Source organism: Prevotella sp. ne3005, from assembly GCF_900110085.1.
In the GTDB taxonomy this organism is placed as follows: domain Bacteria; phylum Bacteroidota; class Bacteroidia; order Bacteroidales; family Bacteroidaceae; genus Prevotella.
Genome location: NZ_FOCK01000013.1, coordinates 47,603 through 67,074, shown reverse-complemented (window position 1 = coordinate 67,074; position 19,472 = coordinate 47,603). Strand labels below are relative to the sequence as shown.

Below are 19,472 nucleotides of genomic sequence, written 5' to 3'. Positions count from 1 at the left end.
GGTTTAGGTGATTTTTTTATTTGGATAGTTCAAATAAAATGATTACCTTTGCGATGCAATTAGGGATTGCATCGCGAGTGAAGGCTGCGGCTCAGCATAGCTCGAGCGAGCTCGGCTCTGCATTCACCTTGCACTTCCCTTGTAACGTCAATGAATGAGACATCGGGCCCAAGCCTCGGGAGTTGACAAAGAGAGTAAGTAACATTTAATTATTAACATTCAAAACAAAAACTAAAGTAGATTATGGCAAGTGAAGTAATTGCATTTCCGGTGAATCTCCGGAAGAACAAGAACCAGTACAACGCCGGTTACGGCCAGTACTATCCCGAGGCTGACACCAAGGAGCCTCTGAACCTGAAGGGCTTCGCCCGTCACCTCGCTGAGCATGGCAAGCTCGTGGATTATCCGATGGCAGTGCTCGTGTTGCAGAACATCGTCAGCTGTCTGAAGGAGATGGTGACGCAGGGTCAGCCCGTGAAGCTCGACGGCTTCGGTACCTTCAGCCCCAGCATTGAGAGCGACGGCAAGAAGGCGCAGGACACGGTGGAGAAGTCGCTCAACGTGGGCATCGAGAATCTGATTGCGGGTGTACACCTGCGCTTTACCCCCGAGAACTCGAAGGGAGAGAAGCTCACCTCGCGAGCGCTGAAGGACGAGTGTACCTTTAAGGCCGCCTACGTGATCGAGTCGAAGAAGAAGACCATCGACGGCAAGGAGCGTACCTATCAGGAGAAGATTCCCATCGGCAGCTTCGCAGTGGCTACTCACACCGAGCCCGCTGGCAACGGAGATTAGTGTTTAATTTAGCAACGGACTACAGGACTGAACCCTTCGGCAAGCGCAGGGACCGTTAAGGTTCTGTAGTCCCTGCTTAAAACAAGAAAGGAGGTATTTTATGAGTAAAAAGGAAACTGTGAAGTTTATCGTGCATCTGATTGCGACCATCGCTACGGCGATCGTAACGGCCCTAGGCACTACGAGTTGCGTTGGAGCGTAAACGAAAGAGCCCTTCGGGAGATTGATTCCTGAAGGGCTCTTGGTGGAATATCAAATGGGGCGTTTCCACTGTTTTTATTTTTATTGCATTCTTTGGAGGCCTTGCCAGCGGACGTTCCAGGTGCCGTCGTGGGGAAAGCCTGGGTTGAGGGGCTCGGTGCAGCCGTCCCAACCGGCACACATCATGGCGATGGCAGTGAGCAGGGCTCCGTTGCCGGGGAGATAGATGCGCAGGCGATCGGGCGTCTGGAAGTTATGGCCGTTGGGTAGCCAGGTATTCTTCTGTGTGTCGATGAGCAGTGCTTTGAGGGCGGTCTCAGGATCACCGAGACGAGCAGCGGTCATGGCAATCATACCGTAGTCCCAGCCCCATGTGGTGGGCCAGTTCCAGTTGTTCATCACCCAGTCGAGGGTGGCTTTCATCTTCTCTTTATTATATAATAAGGTGTAGACTGTGTTCTGGCTGGGTAACAGACCACAGGCTCCTAAGACGGCGGGGTGGTCGTTGCGACATTTGTCGGTGAAAGTCTCGATTTTCTTTCCTGAGGCGTCAAAAGGATCGAAAGCCTCTGATGCACCTTCTCCTGTCGGTATACCAGCTGTATAGATGCCGTTGACCTCGGGTAGGGGAGACAGCTTCTGGATGATATCGTCCCACAAGGCGATGCGTGGCTTACCCTGGCGCACGCGCCACTGCTGAGCCACACTGAGACCATACTGCCAGTAGGCCAGCTCGAAAGGCTGGTTGTAGGAGATGTCCTTGGTGATGGACTCCTGCATGGCCGTGGCACCTCGCAGCTGATAACGGCCTGAGCGTTTATCGAAGGTGACGAAATCCGCCATGAACTCAGCGGTGGCCTCTACCTGTTCGCCATATTCCTTGAGGATTTCGGCAGTAGGATTGGCGCGATACATCTCCTCAGCGAGATAGATGTAGTGAGGCTGTTGCCAGATGAGGAACGATCCTGTGTTTGAGGGAGCCTCACCAGCCCAGGGGTCGGTCATCTTCATCCAGCGTACACCCTTGAATCCTTGTCGCTCTGCAATCTGACGGGCTACGGGGTAGGCCGTCTGGTTATACCACTTGAGCATCTGCTCGATGACCTCCGGACGGTTCCAAAGGGAGAAGTCTACGGCATGCCACCACGTCATCTCGAGATGGGGGCGTCCGAACCAGGAGTTATAGGTAAGACCCGTCTCTTGAGGGGGCATGTTGTTGGCACAGTTGATTTGGGTGAGATATTGCGAGAGCACCACACGGCGCTCTAACTCCTTGGCGCGAGGATCGGTACACTGGGAGAAGTCGACGATGGGGCCGTCGATCCACCAGTAGTTCCAATGGCGCTGGGTGGTTTTATGGTATTGGTCGTACTCATACGCCACGCCAGCGTCAGTAGGATTGGTAGCATATTCTGCGGAGAAGGTGAGTATATCGTCGGTGGTTGACAGCTCGAAATAATGCTTGTCGCACTCTTGAAGCGTAGCCTTGCCTTCCCATTGCAGAAGCACGTAGTATTTTGTGGCATCGAGGGTACGCTCAATGAGGGCAGAGTGGTGATCCTGGGCAATAACCTTTGACTGGTGACGCTCGGGCTTGGTCCAGTCGTTGGCATCATCGGCATGCTTTCCAGTGGGGTAGGAGAAGCGGAGGGTCACCGTGGCCCGCTGGTCTTTTAATAGGTTGGATTTGATGCGTGCATAGAGGGCGTCCTTCGCATGGTGGACACCTGTGGTGACTTCCACAGGCTCACCGTCGGCTTTGAAGGTGGACTCTATCTCGCCATCGAAGATTTTCTGTTCCTGACGGATGTCGGTGAGGGCGCTCAGGGGAATCTGACGGCCAGCGGCATCCTTGAGATCGAGGCCGATGGTGCCGAGGTTAAGACGATGGGGATTGACACGGAAATACTCTGTAGCCTCTTTGTGGCGACCATCCTCGGGCTTCTTAAACTCTACGGCATAAACCTCAGGGTGCCCATGGCCGAAATCGAATGACTTCTCGCTCTCGGAGGGCTGGAGACGGCTGGTGTTTTGGAACTTGTGCCAGCCCCAGTCGGACATGGCGTTCAGGGGCACACCTGCCCCATACTCAAAAGGGTAGCTCTGCAGACCCGTTACATCGACAGTGGCAGCAAAGTGGCCATTGCCCACGGTCAGAGCGGCCAGAAAGTCGGTATCCGTGATGACGGGGTTGTTGCGATTAACGACAGCGTGACGGTCTATAGAGGCCGTCACGTTGCTAACTGTATATCCTAATTTCTCCATTTCAAGCGATGCCCAGATGAATGGCCCGACGCCCTTGGCATCATTGTCGCGGATGGGCTCAGAGATATAATACTCAAACGAACCATCGCGCCGTTTGTTTTCCTTGACGTTGGGAGCCGCCTTCAGAACCTTGGCGCTGACACCCGGTCCGAGACCTGCCACCTCACAACATTTAGTCAGGGAGATGGTCTGATCGGCGTTCACGCGGATGAAGTTCTTGATGATGCCCTGATAGGCCTTCACACCTGCATCGCGGTATTTGGTGCCGAGGTAGCCCTTATTGTAGGCTTTCAGCATAACGTAGGCAAACATCGATGAGCAGGTGGCCTCGAGGTAGTTGCCTTCACGGCCTGGCTCGTCCATCACCTGATACCACACGCCACTCTCTTGATCCTGCCACTTGATGATGGCATCGAGGTCTTTCTGCAGCAGGTCGATGACTTCCTGACGGCGGGCATAGTCCTCGGGCAGGGCATCGAGCAGTTCGATGAGGGCCATCGAGTACCAACCCTGGGCACGGCCCCAGCAATGTTGTGTCTGTCCGGTTTCCTTATCTGCCCAAAACATCTCTTTCGTCTCGTCCCAGGCGTGACGGTTCAGACCCGTCTTGGGGTCGAAGGTGCGCTGATAGGTGACGCTGATCTGGTCGACGGCATCGTCGTAGATTTTCTTGGCATCCTTGGCCTTGAGCAGGTCGCGGGCGGTCATCGTGTAAAAGGGCAGCCCCATGAAGATACCGTCGAGCCATACCTGATAGCTGTAGATGGCCTTGTGCCAGAATACTTTGTCCTGAACGGTACGTGGCTGGTCCTTTAACTGCTTCATCAAAGTCTGGATAGCCAGCAGGTTCTTCTTCTCCGGATAGAGCTGATACATGCGGGCTACGAAGTGACCGGTACGGATCTGGTCGAGGTTGTAATCCTTGATGTCGTATGTGCGGATCTCGCCTTTCTGGTTAATCATCGTGTCGGTATACTCCTGACAGTATGTGCGGATATCCTCACCACCATATTTTAGATAGGTGTCGAGCATCGACTCCAGTTCGATACCCATCACGTAGCTCCACTTGGGGCTCTTGGAGAAATCGAGCAGATAGCTTTTGGGCACGCGCTTCATCTCGGAGTAGGTGAGCCACTCGGAGTAGTGCTCGTAGGGAGCTTTTAGGAGCGACAGACTGCCGTTGATGAAAAGGTTGTCGAACTGTACATTGCGCGTTTTGCCACTCATGAAGTTACCGTCCTTTACGCCATTGAAGTGGCAGCTCTTGACGAGAATGTCATAGACATAGGTGTCCTCTTCGAGACCGATGATCTGTACGCCATACTGCGACTTCTCACTGGTGACATTCTCCATATAGACATTGCGCACGGTGGGGTAGTTGCCTCGGCAGCAGATCTCATTGTGCTCATAGTCAAGGTTGATCTTCAGCACACTCTCCTTGCAGACGCCTACCTTGATATTGCGCATGTTGATGTTCTCGATGATACCGCCACGACAGCTGTTGGTCTTGATGCGCAATACACGCTCCAGCTCAGGAGAATCCATCACACAGTCGTGGGCATAGACATTCTGACAACCGCCAGAGATTTCAGAACCTACCACCACACCACCGTGACCGTTCTTCATCTCACAGTTGCGGATGATGATGTTCTTTGAGGGCATGTTACGCTCACGGCCGTCGCGATTGCGTCCGCTCTTGATGGCGATACAGTCGTCGCCAGTATTGAAGAAACAGTCCTCGATGAGCACACGGTCGCAGCACTCAGGGTCACAACCGTCGCCGTTAGGACCGTCGTTGATCATCTTCACACGACGGACGGTGATGTCGGTAGAGTGGAGGGGATGGATCACCCAGAACGGTGAACGCAACAGCGTCACATCCTCTAGCAGGATTCCTTCGCACTTGTTGAAGCTGACGAGCTGGGGACGAAGACCGTCTTCCGGACCAAATATGCGCTCGGGCGAACGCTCACCTTTTTCATTATACATGGGGATGCCGTCCTCGCCGTTCTTCAACAGACGGGCACGAGAACCGCCACGCTGACTGATCATGCCTTGTTTCCATCCGAAGCGGGGATTACCGTTCCAGGGCCACCATGTCTCATTAGACCCACCACCGTCGATGGTGCCCTTGCCTGTGATGGCAATATCCTTGGCCTTGAAAGCATAGACACAGGGTGAGAGGTTGAAACATTCCAGTCCTTCCCACGAGGTCTCTACGATGGGGTAGAGCTCAGGCTGGAAGGCGAACTCCAACACTGCTCCTTCCTCGACATGGAGGTTCACACCATCCTTCAGGGTGATGGCACCCGTGAGGAACTTCTGTCCGGCAGGGATGACCACACGACCGCCACCCTTCTTCGAGCAGAGGTCAATCGCTTTTTGAATCGCTTTCTGGTTCTGGGCTGCAGTATTGGTCACTTTTGCCCCGTACTTGGTGATTACATACACTTTATCCGCAAACTGAGGTACGCGGATGCTCTGTTCAATCTGCTTATATTCAGCCTCATTCCAGCTTTGGGCAGCTGCAGTGAAGGGGAGAAGCAGACAGAGCGTCATCAATTGGAAAAACTTCTTCATATAATATATAATGATTAGTTCGTAGTTTGCTTGTGCAAAGATACACAAAAAAAGCAAAACTACGAACTAAAACGTGAAAAAAACAACGTAAACGTTATCTTTTTGCAGAATGACCGGATGATTTATAACCGTGCGATAAACTGCGCCAGTTCGGCACCGGGGTCAGCAGTTTTCATGAAATGTTCTCCCATGAGGAACCCCTTGTAGCCAATGCTTCTCAACATCCTGACGGTATCAGGGTCGGAGATGCCGCTCTCGCTGACCTTCACGGCATCCTCTGGCAAACGCGAAGCCAGATTGACGGAGTTGTTCACATCGGTTACGAAAGTGCCGAGGTTGCGGTTGTTGATACCACACATGTCGGGCTCCAGTTCCGCATACTCCGTCTCTTCCTCAGTGTGCATCTCCAGCAAGACCTCCATCCCCAGATCGTGAGCCTTTGCCATCAGCTGCCGACACTCGTCCTTTGAGAGGCAGGCGGCAATCAGCAATACGGCGTTGGCCTTGTTCAGACGGGCCTGGTAGAGCTGGTACTCATCGATGATGAAGTTCTTGTAGAGCATCGGTAACTTGACTTTTGCCAGGTGTGCATCCCGCATGTCAAGGTTGTTACCACCGAAGAAGTTGATGTCTGTCAGGATGCTTAGGGCCGTGGCCCCATTCTCCTGATAGCTCTTGGTGATAGTCCGGACATTTGCCTGCTTGTTAAACCATCCTTTCGAGGGCGATTTCCGCTTGAACTCGGCTATGATGCCAGTATCTGAATTGCGCAGACTTTCTGACATCGATACGGGTCGGGCACCCATAATGATGTTTACTCTGTTTTCAAGCGTCTCTAACGGGAGCTCTTTCTTGAAGAGCTCCACCTCTTTTCTTTTATGTGCAACGATAGTTTCTAGGATATCTGTCATGGTGAGATTCCTTTATTGAATTTCCCAACCGATGGCAGAAGCACCCAGAACGGCAGCACTGGCACCGTCAAGACCACTCACGAGGAACTGGGCTTTATTCTTGAAAATCTTCAATACATGCTCGTTGTAGGCCTCGCGGATGGGCTTCATGAGCAGCTCACCTGCCTTCACCATACCTCCGAAGAAGATGAATGCCTCGGGAGAAGAGAAGGCAGCAAAGTCGGCACAGGCCTCACCCAGCATCTTTCCTGTGAATTCGTAGATCTCCTTGGCCAGTTCGTCGCCCTTGCCGGCAGCGATGGACACATCGAGAGAAGTGATCTTCTCGGGATCCAACTCACGCAGCAACGACGGACGGTTTGTCTTTGCCAACAACTCACGCGCCGTGCGGGCTACACCAGTGGCAGAGCAGTAGCACTCCAGACAACCGGTACGACCACAGCCGCAGGGGCGGCCTTCCTCACCGCGTACCATCGTCACATGACCTAACTCACCGGCAAAACCGTCATGACCATAGAGCAGCTGACCGTTGACCACGATACCAGAGCCTACGCCAGTACCCAAGGTGATGACAATGAAATTCTTCATACCGCGTGCCACACCATAAACCATCTCACCAATGGCAGCTGCATTGGCGTCATTGGTCAGGGCTACGGGGATATTGTTCAAACGCTCGCTGAACAACTTGGCGAGGGGGACTACGCCGTTGTGGGCCCAAGGGAGGTTGGGGGCAAACTCGATGGTGCCGTTATAATAGTTGCCGTTAGGGGCACCTATACCCATGGCCTTGATCTTCTCGATACCGCCCACCTGGTCGATGATGACCTGTAGTGCCTCCACACAGGCGTCGACATAGTCTTCCGCCTTTTCATAGTTGCCAGTCTTGATGGCTGTCGTGGCCTTGATGTCGCCACGGGCATCTACTATACCGAACACAGAATTCGTTCCTCCTAAATCCAAGCCGATGACGTAAGGCTTGATTGCTGCATTTTGCTCATTCATTTTTGTTATAGTTCTAATAATTAAGATTGATTCTTGTTTTCAAGCTACAAAGTTACGAATATTCTTCCTTTCTTTCCCTATTTTTACGGAAATTAACCATTTCTTTGCGGAAAAAAGGACGTTTTTCCTTGTGTTTCAGATTTATTTTGTAACTTTGCACCATTAAAAACTAAAAGTGTCTGATGATGAACAGAATGTCGAGTAGGGTTTTGGTCGTGGCGAGCATGATGCTTGTCCTCTTCATTCTTTCATGTAATATTCAGCGAAAAAAGCTTCATTCTCCCCGTGCTAACAGCGTAGACAGTATGCTCTTTGACCTGGGAATCCAGAAGCAATATGGACGGATGCTGGTGCTGACTGACAGTTTTGAGTTGGAAGGAACGCTCTCAATGCTGGATGCCAACCGCTGGCGTGGAGTGGCCTACTATCATCAAGGACAGTACCGTATGGCGGAAATCTGCTATAAGAAAGCCTTGGACTGTGAGGTGAAGAGTGATGAAGATCAGCTCAGCTATAACAAGTCGGCACGTCGCCTGTCGGAGCTCCTGGTGATTAAGGGTGACTTCGAAGGAGCTTTGCGCGTGGCTGTTCCTGCTGTAAAGAAAATGGACGAATCGGGGATAGGGTCCGATATTGACTATGCCATCTTGCTGAATAATATCGGCTGCTGTCAGTTGAATCTCGGGCAAGATAGGGAGGCTAACGAGAGTTTCCTCAAGGCCCGTGGCCACTATGCCAACCGCTGGAGTCAGGATTCTACGAGCCGAGGTTATCAGGAGGCAGTGCTTGGCACTGTCTATACTAGTATGGCTTATATCAATACCCGTCGTTATGCAGAGTCCATCTACTGGATAGACCGTTCGGAGATGCTGTTGGAGAAATACCGCCAGTGGCCCGATGCCCGTACGGAATATTTTGATGAGTATCAAGGACGTATCGACATCATGCGGGCTGTTGCTTTGCAGGGACTGGATAAGGGCGGTGAGGCTGCCCAGGCCTATAATGATTTTTTGAAGACGGCCTATTCAAAGACAGGAAGCGGTAAGATTAATGCTAATGACTATCTGGTGGCAGCCCATCGCTATAGGGAGGCAGCCAAGAATTATGCCAATTTGGACAAGGCTCTAAGTGACAAGGGAGCAGAGATGTCGCTTGACAATATACAGCTTTATTATTTGCCGAAATATCATGCCAATGAGAAGGCTGGGTTCAGGGATTCTGCCCGTGCCACAGCAGAGAAGATATTCTCGGTGCTGGACAATGCTATTGTTGCTCAGAAGAACAGTGAGATGGCAGAGTTGGCTACCATCTATGATACGCAAGGCAAAGAGATGGAAATTGCCAAACAACAGGCAGAGATGTCGAGACAGCGCCTGATGGCTACAGGCTTGTCGATGCTTATGCTCCTGACCTTCTTCATTGTCTATACCCTTTACAAACGTAAAGCTTCTCATCGACTGGCGGCTGCGCATAACGAACTGAAAAAGGCTTATGATCAGTTGGAGGAGGCTACAGCCCACCGGGAGCGTATTGAGAGTGAGCTGCGTATTGCAAGGGATATCCAGATGTCGATGGTGCCCAATGTGTCGCCCGATCGTGAGGGCCTCGACCTCTATGCCTCGATGACACCTGCCAAGGAGGTGGGTGGTGACCTCTACGGCTATCTGCTCATAGGCGATTCACTCTATTTCTGTGTGGGTGATGTCTCGGGTAAGGGCGTGCCCGCTTCGCTTTTCATGGCTCAGGCCACCCGTCTTTTCCGTACGCTGGCAGCCCAGAGCATGATGCCGGCGGAAATAGCCACACGCATGAACAATGCTTTGACTGAGGGCAACGAACAGGGCATGTTCGTAACCATGTTCCTCGGACTGGTTGACCTACAGTCTGGCAGGCTCGACTTCTGTAATGCCGGCCATAATCCCCCGATTATCTATGACGATCAACAACATGGTGCGTTTCTTGAGATGGAACCGAATGCGCCGATTGGTCTTTGGCCAGAACTGGAGTTCGTGGGCGAGTCGATTGAAAATGTCAAGGGCCGGCCGTTCTTTGTCTATACCGACGGACTCAATGAGGCGGAGAATACCAGCCAGGAACAGTATGGTGACGAACGCCTGCTGGCTTTCCTCCGTGCCGCCCGTTTCCATAATGCCCGAAAGTTGCTTGAGGCTCTCAAGGCTGATGTCGAGCGGTTCCGTGATGGCGCTGAGCCTAACGATGATATGACGATGCTCTGTTTACGTGTAGAATAAAATAGGGCTATTTAGATTTGGTAGTGTAGTAATAATTTTGTAATTTTGCACCCGTTATGCCTTTTCATGTGCCAATAAACATATTGGACTTTATCTTCAAGGGGATGATGATCGGCGTGATTGCCTCTGCCCCGATGGGTCCTGTCGGCATCCTTTGTGTACAGCGAACGCTGAACAAAGGACGCTGGTATGGTCTTGCCACTGGTATAGGTGCTGCGGTAAGTGATATCATCTATGCGGCCTTTGCCGGTTTCGGTATGTCGTTCGTCATGGACTTTATCACCAATACGCAGAACCGTTTCTATCTGCAGATTGTAGGAAGTGTCATGTTGCTCTGCTTCGGTGTCTATACCTACCGCTCTGATCCTACCAGGAAAATGCACCAGTCAGGACAGCAGAAGGGTACCCTCTGGTACAACACGTGGACTGCTTTCCTCGTGACCTTCTCTAATCCATTGATTATCTTCCTGTTCCTGGCCATGTATGCTCAGTTTGCCTTCGTGCTGCCCGATCATCCCTTTGAGATGCTGGTGGGCTTTGCCAGTATTGTTGGCGGTGCCCTGTTATGGTGGTGGGGACTGACATGGCTGGTGGATAAAATACGTACGAAGTTCGATACTAACGGCATTAAGATCATCAATGAGGTTATCGGTGTGGCCGTGATCTTAGGCAGCGTCATCATGCTGTTAGGTACTACAACGAACCTCGTGAGATTCTTTTAGATTATGTTTGTAGCTCAAGAATTACGAAAGAAGAATATTGCCGAATATCTGTTGTATATGTGGCAGATAGAGGATACGATACGGGCCTTCGACTGTTCGCTGACCCGCATCAAGAGAGAGTATGTGGAACGCTTCGACTATGACGAGGAGCAGAAAGAGGAAGAGATAGACTGGTTTGGCAACCTTATCCGTATGATGAACCAGGAGGGGTGTCGTGAGAAAGGCCACCTGCAGATCAATCAGGTGACGTTGCAGATGCTCGTCGAACTCCACAACCAGCTGTTGCAGTCGCCGAAGTTTCCCTTCTATAATACAGCGTACTATAAGGTGCTGCCGTATATTGTGGAACTGCGCAACCATGGAGCCAACAAGGAGGAGAATGAGATTGAAACCTGTTTCAACTCGCTCTATGGCGTGATGTTGCTGCGCCTGCAGAAGAAGGATATCTCCCCAGACACGCAACATGCCGTCAAGGAGATTACCACCTTCATTGGTATGCTCTCAGACTATTATAAAAAAGACAAGGAAGAAGGACTGAAATTTGAATAACATGAATATATTGATAACAGGCTGTAATGGCCAGTTGGGTAATGAGATGCAGTTGCTGGAGAAGGAAAATCCCCAGCACACCTATTTTAATACGGATGTAGCAGAACTGGATATTACGGATCAGGCTGCCATTGAGAAGATGGTGATGGACCATGCCATCGATGGCATCGTAAACTGTGCCGCCTATACCGCTGTGGACAAGGCAGAAGATAATCAGGAACTTTGCCGAAAGTTGAACAGTCTGGCACCCGGTTATCTGGCAGCAGCCATTGCGAAACGGGGCGGTTGGATGATTCAGATATCCACCGATTATGTGTTCGACGGTACGAACCACACGCCTTATACGGAAGATGCGCCCACATGTCCGAACAGCGTCTACGGTGTGACGAAACTCGAAGGTGAACAGGCTGCTCAGAAAGCTTGTGAGAAGACGATGGTCATCCGTACGGCATGGCTTTATTCCACCTTCGGCAATAATTTTGTTAAGACAATGATTCGTCTGGGTAAAGAGAAACCTGAGTTGGGTGTCATCTTCGACCAGATTGGCACACCCACCTATGCCCATGACCTGGCTGTGGCCATCTTTGCTGCCATCAACCAAGGGGTGGTGCCAGGTGTCTATCATTTCTCCAACGAGGGTGTCATCTCATGGTACGACTTCACGAAAGCCATCCACCGCATAGCAGGTATCACAACCTGTCATGTGCGCCCTCTCCACACGTCGGAATATCCAACACCCGCCAGTCGTCCGCATTATTCCGTGCTCGACAAGACAAAGATCAAGACTGTATACGGTATAGAGGTCCCTTATTGGGAAGAGAGTCTCGAAGTTTGCGTGCGCAAACTTCTAAATGATTAAAGTATTTATCATTTGTCATTCATCATTTATCATTTAGCGAAAGCGCATGAATACAGAAATAGAAAGAAGAAGAACATTTGCGATCATCTCGCACCCGGATGCGGGTAAGACAACACTGACGGAGAAGTTCCTGCTGTTTGGTGGACAGATACAGGTGGCTGGCGCCGTTAAGAACAATAAGATTAAGAAGACTGCCACCAGCGACTGGATGGACATTGAGAAGCAGCGTGGTATCTCGGTGTCGACCTCTGTGATGGAGTTCGACTACACTCCTGAAGGCTCAGACATAGAATATAAGGTGAACATCCTCGATACCCCGGGTCACCAGGATTTTGCCGAGGATACCTTCCGTACCCTCACGGCAGTCGACTCTGCCATTATCGTGGTGGATGGTGCCAAGGGTGTGGAGACGCAGACCCGTAAGCTGATGACTGTCTGTCGTATGCGTAAGACACCCGTCATCATCTTCATCAATAAGATGGACCGTGAGGGTCGTGATCCTTTCGACTTGCTCGACGAACTGGAACAGGAACTGGAAATCAAGGTGCGTCCTTTGAGTTGGCCCATTAATCAGGGTGCCAAGTTCAAGGGCGTGTATAACATCTATGAGCAGAAGCTCGACCTCTTCACCCCTGACAAACAGCGTGTGACGGACAAGGTAGAGGTGGACATCAACAGCGAAGAACTCGACCAGCGGGTAGGCGAGGAGAATGCTGCCAAGCTTCGTGAGGACCTGGAACTTGTGGATGGCGTCTATCCCGAGTTTGAGGTGGAGACCTATCGCGAGGCCGAGGTGGCGCCCGTCTTCTTCGGTTCTGCCCTTAACAACTTCGGTGTGCAGGAACTGCTGAATTGTTTCGTGGAGATTGCTCCCAGTCCCCGTCCTACGAAAGCCGAGGAGCGTGACGTGAATCCCGAAGAACCCAAGTTCACGGGCTTTATCTTCAAGATTACCGCCAATATCGACCCCAACCACCGTTCTTGTATTGCCTTCTGTAAGGTGTGCAGCGGTAAGTTCCAGCGTAACCAGCCCTATCTGCATGTGCGTCAGGGAAAGAGTCTGCGCTTCTCGAGCCCCACACAGTTCATGGCTCAGCGAAAGAGTACTATCGACGAGGCCTGGCCCGGTGATATCGTCGGACTGCCAGACAATGGTATCTTTAAGATTGGCGACACCCTCACCGAAGGTGAGCAGTTGCATTTCCGCGGACTGCCTTCCTTCTCGCCAGAATTGTTCAAGTATATCGAGAACGATGACCCCATGAAAGCCAAGCAGTTGCAAAAGGGCATCGACCAGCTGATGGATGAGGGTGTGGCTCAGTTGTTCGTCAATCAGTTCAACAACCGTAAGATCATCGGCACCGTCGGTCAGTTGCAGTTTGAGGTCATCCAGTACCGTCTGGAGAATGAGTACAACGCCAAGTGCCGTTGGGAGCCTGTGCATCTCTACAAGGCTTGTTGGATAGAGAGCGACGATCCGCAAGAACTTGAAAACTTCAAGAAGCGCAAGTATCAGTATATGGCCAAGGACAAGGAAGGACGTGATGTGTTCCTCGCCGATTCAGGCTACGTGCTCTCCATGGCGCAGGAGGACTTCAAGCATATTAAGTTCCACTTTACCAGTGAGTTCTGATTTATTTTGCTAAATCTATTCAGGATTGATTGTTCTTGATGAAATGGATGACGATACCCGTAGGGCGAGCATGGTGAGGTCGTCGTTTTGTTCGGCACCGTCTCGGAAGAGGGTCGTGTCAGCCTTGAGGGCCTCGATGATGTCACGCGTGCTGTTGTGGTAGAGTGGTGTCATCAGCTCTATAATACGGTCCTCGCCATACTGCTCTTGTTGGCGGTTCTCGGCTTCGTTGAGTCCGTCGGTGTAGAGTAGCATCAACCGATCGTTAAAGAATTCAATCTCCTCACCCTTATACTCCAGATCTGGCCATAGTCCGATGGGGGCATTAGGCTCTTCAACATCAAGGAAGGATAATTGTCCATCGGCATTGCCTATGACGGGTGGGTTGTGCCCGGCGTTGCAATATTCTATTCGTCCCAGTTTCAGATCGAAACAGCAGATGAACATGGTGACAAACATGCCCATTTCGTTGTTATTCGACAGCTCGACATTCAAACGGGTGGCAATCTCTGCGGGTTTCCTACCCGTAGAGGCCAGTGTGAGGAATCCTCGCGTGGCCAGCGTCATGAAGAGCGAGGCGGGAACCCCCTTGCCGCTGACGTCGCCGATACAGAAATATAGCTTATCACCCTTTACAAGAAAGTTGTAAAGGTCGCCGCCCACCTCCTTGGCGGGAGTCATCGAGGCGTACATGTCGAGCCCCTCAACCTTGGGGAATACACTGGGAATCATCGACATCTGTATGTCGCGGGCAATGCGGAGCTCACTTTCTATTCGCTCCTTGGCTGTGGTGGCCTCTTCAAGCTGGTCGTAGGCTACCTTTAGGTCGTTGTGAGCCTTTCTCAGACGGACTCCCATGCGATGGCGCACAAGAATGTAGATGATGAGGAACAGGATGGTTGCCGACATACCGATTACTCGTCCGATGTGGCGCTGGCGCACGTATTGCTCGTTTTCGGCCGTTATCTCCAGTTCTTTCTTGTGGACGGCCTCCTCTTCACGGGCTTCGGCGATGCGCGAAAGCGTGATAGCTGAGTCGAGACGTTCGGTGATGTCCATACTGACTGCACGGGCTGTGTCTAGCCGTCCGGCTCTCATGTTAACCTCGAACTTCTTCAGGAGCAGCTTCTGTATGTTCTCCAGCGAATAGCTGGTACCATATTCCTTCATAAATACCTCCATGCTTCCGAAGTTGTCTGCTGCTTCCTGCCATAGACCTGCCAGTTTCAGGTAGTCGCTGGCCAGGATCTTTCCCTCAGCCGTCTTGAAGAAGTCTGTCTTGCAGAACTGCTTGTAGGCCTCGGTAGCTTCATCTTTTCGCCCCAAACCCTCTAATGCTCTGGCAAGGTAGATGTAATAGCGTGCCCATTGCTTTTCTGCATAATCAGGCTTGGCATCTTCTTGTTTCTCATACTTGCTGATCAACTCGGCAAGGCGGTCTAGCCATACGGTAGCTTTCTCGTAGTCTTCTACCTCCATAAGGGTGTAGCAGATGTTGATAACGCCGATGATGGCATCGCGGTATGTCGTGGCATAAGGATGGCGCTGGATGAGGCTGAGGTGGGATTGATAGCCTTCTTCCATATGTTTGTTGGTATCCTCTTCACCCAGTCCGAAGCGGCTCTGGCAACATCCAATGTAGATAAGCAGGTTGGTATATTCGCTCGTCGTGTCACACCCCAGGCTTTTCAACCGTTCCGTGGCGGGTATGGCAACTTTGAGGGCAGACTCATACTCGCCCCACGTATTCATCAGTCCTGTTAGACGGTTGGTGATGCCGGCATAGACTCTTATATTCTCCTCGTCGGTGGAGTTCTCAACAGCCTCGATTCCCGTTTTCCAGTATAGTTCTGCCATGCGCTTCTGCATCAGCCTGTCGTAGGCGTAGCCCAGCCAATAATAGGCCTTGCCTTCAGAGAAGCTTTTCTGCTTTTTGAAACTGTCGGCGAGCTCAATGATGCGAGGGTAGTCCTTGGCTAAGTAGGCAGCATATACCATGTTCTCTGCGTCTATACGCTGACTGTTATTCTTGTTGCTGCCTCTTTCGCATCCTGTCAGGATTGCCAAAAGCAGGACTATATAAAAAATGTAATGCTTTGTCATTTAGAATGATATATGAGCATATTAATCTGCTGCAAAGATACAAAAAAACTTTTATTGTCACAATAATAACAGTGCTTTTTGTGTTTGTTTTTCCTCTTTTTTTGTGTATCAGTGGCGAAAAATGTACTTTCTGAAGAAAGATTTGGTTGTTTCGGAAATAATATGTACCTTTGCAAAATAAATAATAATGACGTAATGACAAGAGAAGAAGATATCAAGCGTGCCGTCGAGACGATGCGGAAGGGTGGGGTGATCCTCTATCCTACGGATACCGTATGGGGCATCGGTTGCGATGCTACGAATGCCGAGGCGGTGAGACGCGTCTATGAAATCAAGCAGCGTGACGACTCGAAGGCCCTTATCTGCCTCGTCGACAGCGATGCCCGTATGCAGCGTTACTTCCGTCAGGTGCCCGATGTGGCTTGGCAGCTCATCGACAGTCTGAAAGAAGGTGACGTGAAACCTACCACACTGATTCTTGACGGTGCCATCAATCTGGCCACGAATCTGATTGCCGAGGATGGTAGTGTGGGTATCCGTATCACCAACGAGCCTTTCTCCAAGGAGCTCTGCTACCGCTTCCAAAAGGCTATTGTCTCTACCTCCGCCAATATCAGTGGAGAACCAGCTGCACAGAACTATGGCGACATCGACCCCCGCATTCTGGAGGCTGTCGATTATGTCTGTTGGTCGCGCCGTCAGGAGCATAAGCCCCATACGCCCTCAAGTATTATCAAGTTGAAAGAGAACGGTGAAGTCACAATCATCAGGAAATAGTCCGACAATGCTGCAGCGGCTGCATGAGTGGCGGGTGGAGCACGTGAGCGAGAGGGCATTCATGATTATCCTCGCCCTCATCGTGGGCTTCTTTGCTGCCGTGGCTGCCTTCTTCCTCCATAGGATTATCAACCAGATCGTATTACTCCTGACGAGCTCTTTCGACCGCACCGGCGCCAACTGGCTCTATCTGGTCTATCCCGTCGTGGGTATCTATCTTACCTCGCTCTTTGTACGGTATATCGTTAAGGATAATATCTCGCACGGTATTACCCGCATACTCTATGCCATCTCTACGAACAAGTCGCGGCTGAAGTCGCACAACTGCTGGTCTTCGGTCATCGCTTCAGCCATTACCATCGGTTTCGGTGGATCTGTGGGTGCTGAGGCTCCTATCGTGCTCACAGGCTCTGCCATCGGCTCGAACCTCGGACAGCTGTTCCATCTCGACCGTAAGATGCTTATGACCCTCGTGGGCTGTGGTGCAGCCGGTGCTATTGCCGGTATCTTTAAGGCCCCGATAGCCGGACTGGTGTTCACGCTTGAGGTGCTGATGATCGATATGACGATGTCGGCCCTTCTGCCTATTCTCGTCTCTTGTGTGACAGCCACAGTCTTCACCTATATCTTCAGTGGTGATGCAGCCCTCTTTACCTTCCATCTTGACAGCGGTTGGTCGGTGGAGCGCATCCCTGCCTGTGTCCTCTTGGGCATCAGCTGTGGTCTGGTATCGCTCTATTTCATCCGGATGATGGGTGCCTGCGAAGGCGTGTTTGCCAAGTTCAAGGATCATCCGCACATCAAACTGGCCATCGGCGGTGTGGCGTTGAGTCTGCTCATCTTCCTCTTCCCGGCACTCTATGGTGAAGGTTATTCCAGTATCAACCTGTTGCTCAACGGACGGACGGAGGCCGACTGGAACCGCATCCTCAACAACTCCCTCTTTGCCGGTCAGGGCGCCATGCTCCTGCCGTATATCGCCCTCGTGCTGTTTACGAAGGTGGTGGCCACCTCGGCCACTAATGGCGGTGGCGGTTGCGGTGGTACGTTTGCCCCTTCGTTGTTCATCGGCTGTTTCACGGGTTTCCTCTTCTCTCGTCTGTGGAACATCAACCAGATTGGTGTCTATGTGCCCGAGAAGAACTTCGCCCTGCTGGGCATGGCTGGCGTGATGTCGGGTGTGATGCATGCCCCGCTGACGGGTGTCTTCCTCATTGCCGAACTCACGGGCGGTTACTCGATGTTCATGCCCCTGATGATTGTCAGCGTGTGTGCCTATCTCACGATTATCATGTTCGAGCCCCATAGTATCTACGGCTACCGTCTGGCCCGTCAGGGTAAGCTGCTGACCCACCATACCGACCATGCCGCCCTGACGCTGATGAACCTCGACTCGGTAATCGAGAAGGACTTCTTGGGTGTGACGCCCGACATGGAGCTTGGGCAGATAGTCCAGAAGATCAGCCGCAGCCATTCTTCGGTGCTGCCAGTAATGGATGCCGGAGGTATGCTTTTGGGCGAGATTGATATTCTGAAGATCCGTAGTGTCGTGTTCCGTATTGAACTATACCATCATTTCAAGGCTTCGCAGCTGATGACTGAGCCGAAGGCCCTGCTGAGCGATGCTACGCCGATGGCTGATGTGATGCGTACTTTTGAACGGACGGGTGCCAACTGGCTTCCCGTGCTCGACGTTGAGAGTCGCCTGAAGGGCTATATCTCTCGTCAGCGCCTCTATACACTCTATCGTAAGATGGTACATGACATGAGTGAAGATTAGGAGTTAAGAAGTTAAGGAGTTAAGGAGTTAAGAAGATAAGGAGTTATGGAGAAGAAAGATTTACGTATTGTGTTTATGGGAACGCCGGAGTTTGCGGTGGAGACACTAAAGGCGTTGGTAGAGAATGAGTACAATGTCGTGGCAGTGGTCACACAGCCCGACAAGCCCGTGGGTCGTCATCAGACGGAGGTACAACCCTCGGAAGTGAAAAAATACGCCTTGGAACATCAGCTGCCCGTGCTGCAGCCGGAGAAGATGAAGGATCCCGCCTTCGTGGAACAGTTGCGTGGCTATAAGGCCAACCTCCAGGTGGTCGTGGCCTTCCGCATGTTGCCCGAGGTGGTGTGGGACATGCCGCAGTATGGCACCTTCAACGTCCATGCCGCCCTGTTGCCTCAGTATCGTGGTGCTGCCCCCATCAACTGGGCCGTCATCAATGGTGAGAAGCGAACAGGCGTCACCACTTTCTTCCTCGACAAGGATATCGATACCGGACGTGTCATCCTGCAGAAGCCCTTCGACATCCCCGACACCGCCGATGCGGAATATGTCTACGACGGACTGATGCACCTCGGGGCTGAGATATGTCTGGAGACCATCGAGAAGATTATCGCCGCCGACGGCATGCCCGAGAGCATCCCGCAGGATGATCTGATGGGTAATGTGAAATACCTCTACGACGCACCGAAGCTCTTCAAGCAGACGTGTGAGATCAACTGGAACCGCCCCTCGAAGCGCATCTACGACTTCATCCGCGGACTGAGTCCCTATCCCGGGGCGTGGACCACGCTGATGGGCCCCGACGGAAAGCCCGTCGACCTGAAGATCTTTAAGACCACTAAGACCGAGAAGAATCCTGGCATGCGTCCTGGTATGATTGTGGTCTATAAGGGCGTGCTCTATATCACCACTGCCGATTTCCTGCTGCAGATCGACGAACTGCAGTTGGCTGGCAAGAACCGCATGAAGGCCCGCGACTTCCTCAACGGCAACAAAAATTTCGACCGCTATATAATAAAATAAGGTGTATCAGCGTTTCTTAG

General features: G+C 51.7%; 14 protein-coding genes. 10 read left to right on the top strand and 4 right to left on the bottom strand.

The genetic code is table 11. The features are described 5' to 3' along the window. The first annotated feature begins 243 nt into the window (after window positions 1-243). Both BMY16_RS14730 and BMY16_RS15625 read left to right on the top strand, forming a co-directional pair. Entirely contained in the window at window positions 244-795 is a 552-nt protein-coding gene (locus BMY16_RS14730) for an HU family DNA-binding protein (protein WP_139207253.1), read from the top strand. A 100-nt stretch (window positions 796-895) separates the two neighbouring features. Then, a complete protein-coding gene (locus BMY16_RS15625; protein WP_170836137.1) occupies window positions 896-997 on the top strand; it encodes a smalltalk protein in 102 nt (33 codons plus the stop codon). Window positions 998-1,077: 80 nt separating this feature from the next. Here BMY16_RS15625 and BMY16_RS15990 read toward each other — a convergent pair whose 3' ends face one another. From BMY16_RS15990 to BMY16_RS14715, 3 genes are all read right to left on the bottom strand, one after another. Continuing rightward, window positions 1,078-5,841: a glycoside hydrolase family 88 protein gene (locus tag BMY16_RS15990; protein WP_091844014.1), complete on the bottom strand. Its 4,764-nt coding sequence runs from the start codon at window positions 5,839-5,841 to the stop codon at window positions 1,078-1,080. A 122-nt stretch (window positions 5,842-5,963) separates the two neighbouring features. Next, the gene (gene trpC / locus BMY16_RS14720; RefSeq protein WP_091844012.1) at window positions 5,964-6,752 is read right to left on the bottom strand and encodes an indole-3-glycerol phosphate synthase TrpC; all 789 of its coding nucleotides are present in this window, start codon (window positions 6,750-6,752) and stop codon (window positions 5,964-5,966) included. Window positions 6,753-6,764: 12 nt separating this feature from the next. Continuing rightward, window positions 6,765-7,754, bottom strand: coding sequence for an ROK family protein (locus BMY16_RS14715; protein ID WP_091844010.1), 990 nt, complete (start codon window positions 7,752-7,754; stop codon window positions 6,765-6,767). Between the two features lie 182 nt (window positions 7,755-7,936). Between BMY16_RS14715 and BMY16_RS14710 the strand changes: the two genes are divergently transcribed. The 5 genes from BMY16_RS14710 to BMY16_RS14690 are packed head-to-tail and all read left to right on the top strand — an operon-like array spanning window position 7,937 to window position 13,769. Beyond that, on the top strand, window positions 7,937-10,006 hold the full coding sequence (locus tag BMY16_RS14710) for a SpoIIE family protein phosphatase (protein ID WP_244513076.1): 2,070 nt from the start codon (window positions 7,937-7,939) through the stop codon (window positions 10,004-10,006). Window positions 10,007-10,062: 56 nt separating this feature from the next. Further along, window positions 10,063-10,728 (top strand): LysE family translocator, encoded by a 666-nt coding sequence (locus BMY16_RS14705; protein WP_091844008.1) that lies wholly within the window; start codon window positions 10,063-10,065, stop codon window positions 10,726-10,728. Between the two features lie 3 nt (window positions 10,729-10,731). Then, a complete protein-coding gene (locus BMY16_RS14700; protein ID WP_091844006.1) occupies window positions 10,732-11,277 on the top strand; it encodes a DUF4924 family protein in 546 nt (181 codons plus the stop codon). Between the two features lies 1 nt (window position 11,278). Further along, complete coding sequence (gene rfbD, locus BMY16_RS14695) at window positions 11,279-12,136, top strand: dTDP-4-dehydrorhamnose reductase (protein WP_091844004.1); 858 nt, start codon at window positions 11,279-11,281, stop codon at window positions 12,134-12,136. A gap of 46 nt (window positions 12,137-12,182) precedes the next feature. Further along, window positions 12,183-13,769 (top strand): peptide chain release factor 3, encoded by a 1,587-nt coding sequence (locus BMY16_RS14690; RefSeq protein ID WP_091844002.1) that lies wholly within the window; start codon window positions 12,183-12,185, stop codon window positions 13,767-13,769. 15 nt (window positions 13,770-13,784) lie between these two features. Here BMY16_RS14690 and BMY16_RS14685 read toward each other — a convergent pair whose 3' ends face one another. Then, the gene (locus BMY16_RS14685) at window positions 13,785-15,836 is read right to left on the bottom strand and encodes a SpoIIE family protein phosphatase (RefSeq protein ID WP_170836136.1); all 2,052 of its coding nucleotides are present in this window, start codon (window positions 15,834-15,836) and stop codon (window positions 13,785-13,787) included. Between the two features lie 231 nt (window positions 15,837-16,067). On the opposite strand from BMY16_RS14685, the gene BMY16_RS14680 reads away from it, so the two are divergent. Genes BMY16_RS14680 through fmt form a run of 3 tightly spaced genes read left to right on the top strand, consistent with a single transcriptional unit; the run spans window position 16,068 to window position 19,452 of the window. Beyond that, a complete protein-coding gene (locus BMY16_RS14680; protein ID WP_091843998.1) occupies window positions 16,068-16,649 on the top strand; it encodes an L-threonylcarbamoyladenylate synthase in 582 nt (193 codons plus the stop codon). Window positions 16,650-16,656: 7 nt separating this feature from the next. Then, window positions 16,657-18,429, top strand: coding sequence for a chloride channel protein (locus tag BMY16_RS14675; protein ID WP_091843996.1), 1,773 nt, complete (start codon window positions 16,657-16,659; stop codon window positions 18,427-18,429). Window positions 18,430-18,474: 45 nt separating this feature from the next. Continuing rightward, a complete protein-coding gene (gene fmt, locus BMY16_RS14670) occupies window positions 18,475-19,452 on the top strand; it encodes a methionyl-tRNA formyltransferase (protein ID WP_091843994.1) in 978 nt (325 codons plus the stop codon). The last annotated feature ends 20 nt before the right edge of the window (window positions 19,453-19,472 follow it).

Coding starts and splice junctions, on each gene's coding strand:
- trpC (WP_091844012.1), bottom strand. CDS start 6,752: ATGACAGATATCCTAGAAACTATCGTTGCACATAAAAGAAAAGAGGTG.
- BMY16_RS14680 (WP_091843998.1), top strand. CDS start 16,068: ATGACAAGAGAAGAAGATATCAAGCGTGCCGTCGAGACGATGCGGAAG.
- BMY16_RS14690 (WP_091844002.1), top strand. CDS start 12,183: ATGAATACAGAAATAGAAAGAAGAAGAACATTTGCGATCATCTCGCAC.
- fmt (WP_091843994.1), top strand. CDS start 18,475: ATGGAGAAGAAAGATTTACGTATTGTGTTTATGGGAACGCCGGAGTTT.
- BMY16_RS14700 (WP_091844006.1), top strand. CDS start 10,732: ATGTTTGTAGCTCAAGAATTACGAAAGAAGAATATTGCCGAATATCTG.
- BMY16_RS14710 (WP_244513076.1), top strand. CDS start 7,937: ATGATGAACAGAATGTCGAGTAGGGTTTTGGTCGTGGCGAGCATGATG.
- BMY16_RS14730 (WP_139207253.1), top strand. CDS start 244: ATGGCAAGTGAAGTAATTGCATTTCCGGTGAATCTCCGGAAGAACAAG.
- BMY16_RS14675 (WP_091843996.1), top strand. CDS start 16,657: ATGCTGCAGCGGCTGCATGAGTGGCGGGTGGAGCACGTGAGCGAGAGG.
- rfbD (WP_091844004.1), top strand. CDS start 11,279: ATGAATATATTGATAACAGGCTGTAATGGCCAGTTGGGTAATGAGATG.
- BMY16_RS14705 (WP_091844008.1), top strand. CDS start 10,063: ATGCCTTTTCATGTGCCAATAAACATATTGGACTTTATCTTCAAGGGG.
- BMY16_RS15625 (WP_170836137.1), top strand. CDS start 896: ATGAGTAAAAAGGAAACTGTGAAGTTTATCGTGCATCTGATTGCGACC.
- BMY16_RS14715 (WP_091844010.1), bottom strand. CDS start 7,754: ATGAATGAGCAAAATGCAGCAATCAAGCCTTACGTCATCGGCTTGGAT.
- BMY16_RS15990 (WP_091844014.1), bottom strand. CDS start 5,841: ATGAAGAAGTTTTTCCAATTGATGACGCTCTGTCTGCTTCTCCCCTTC.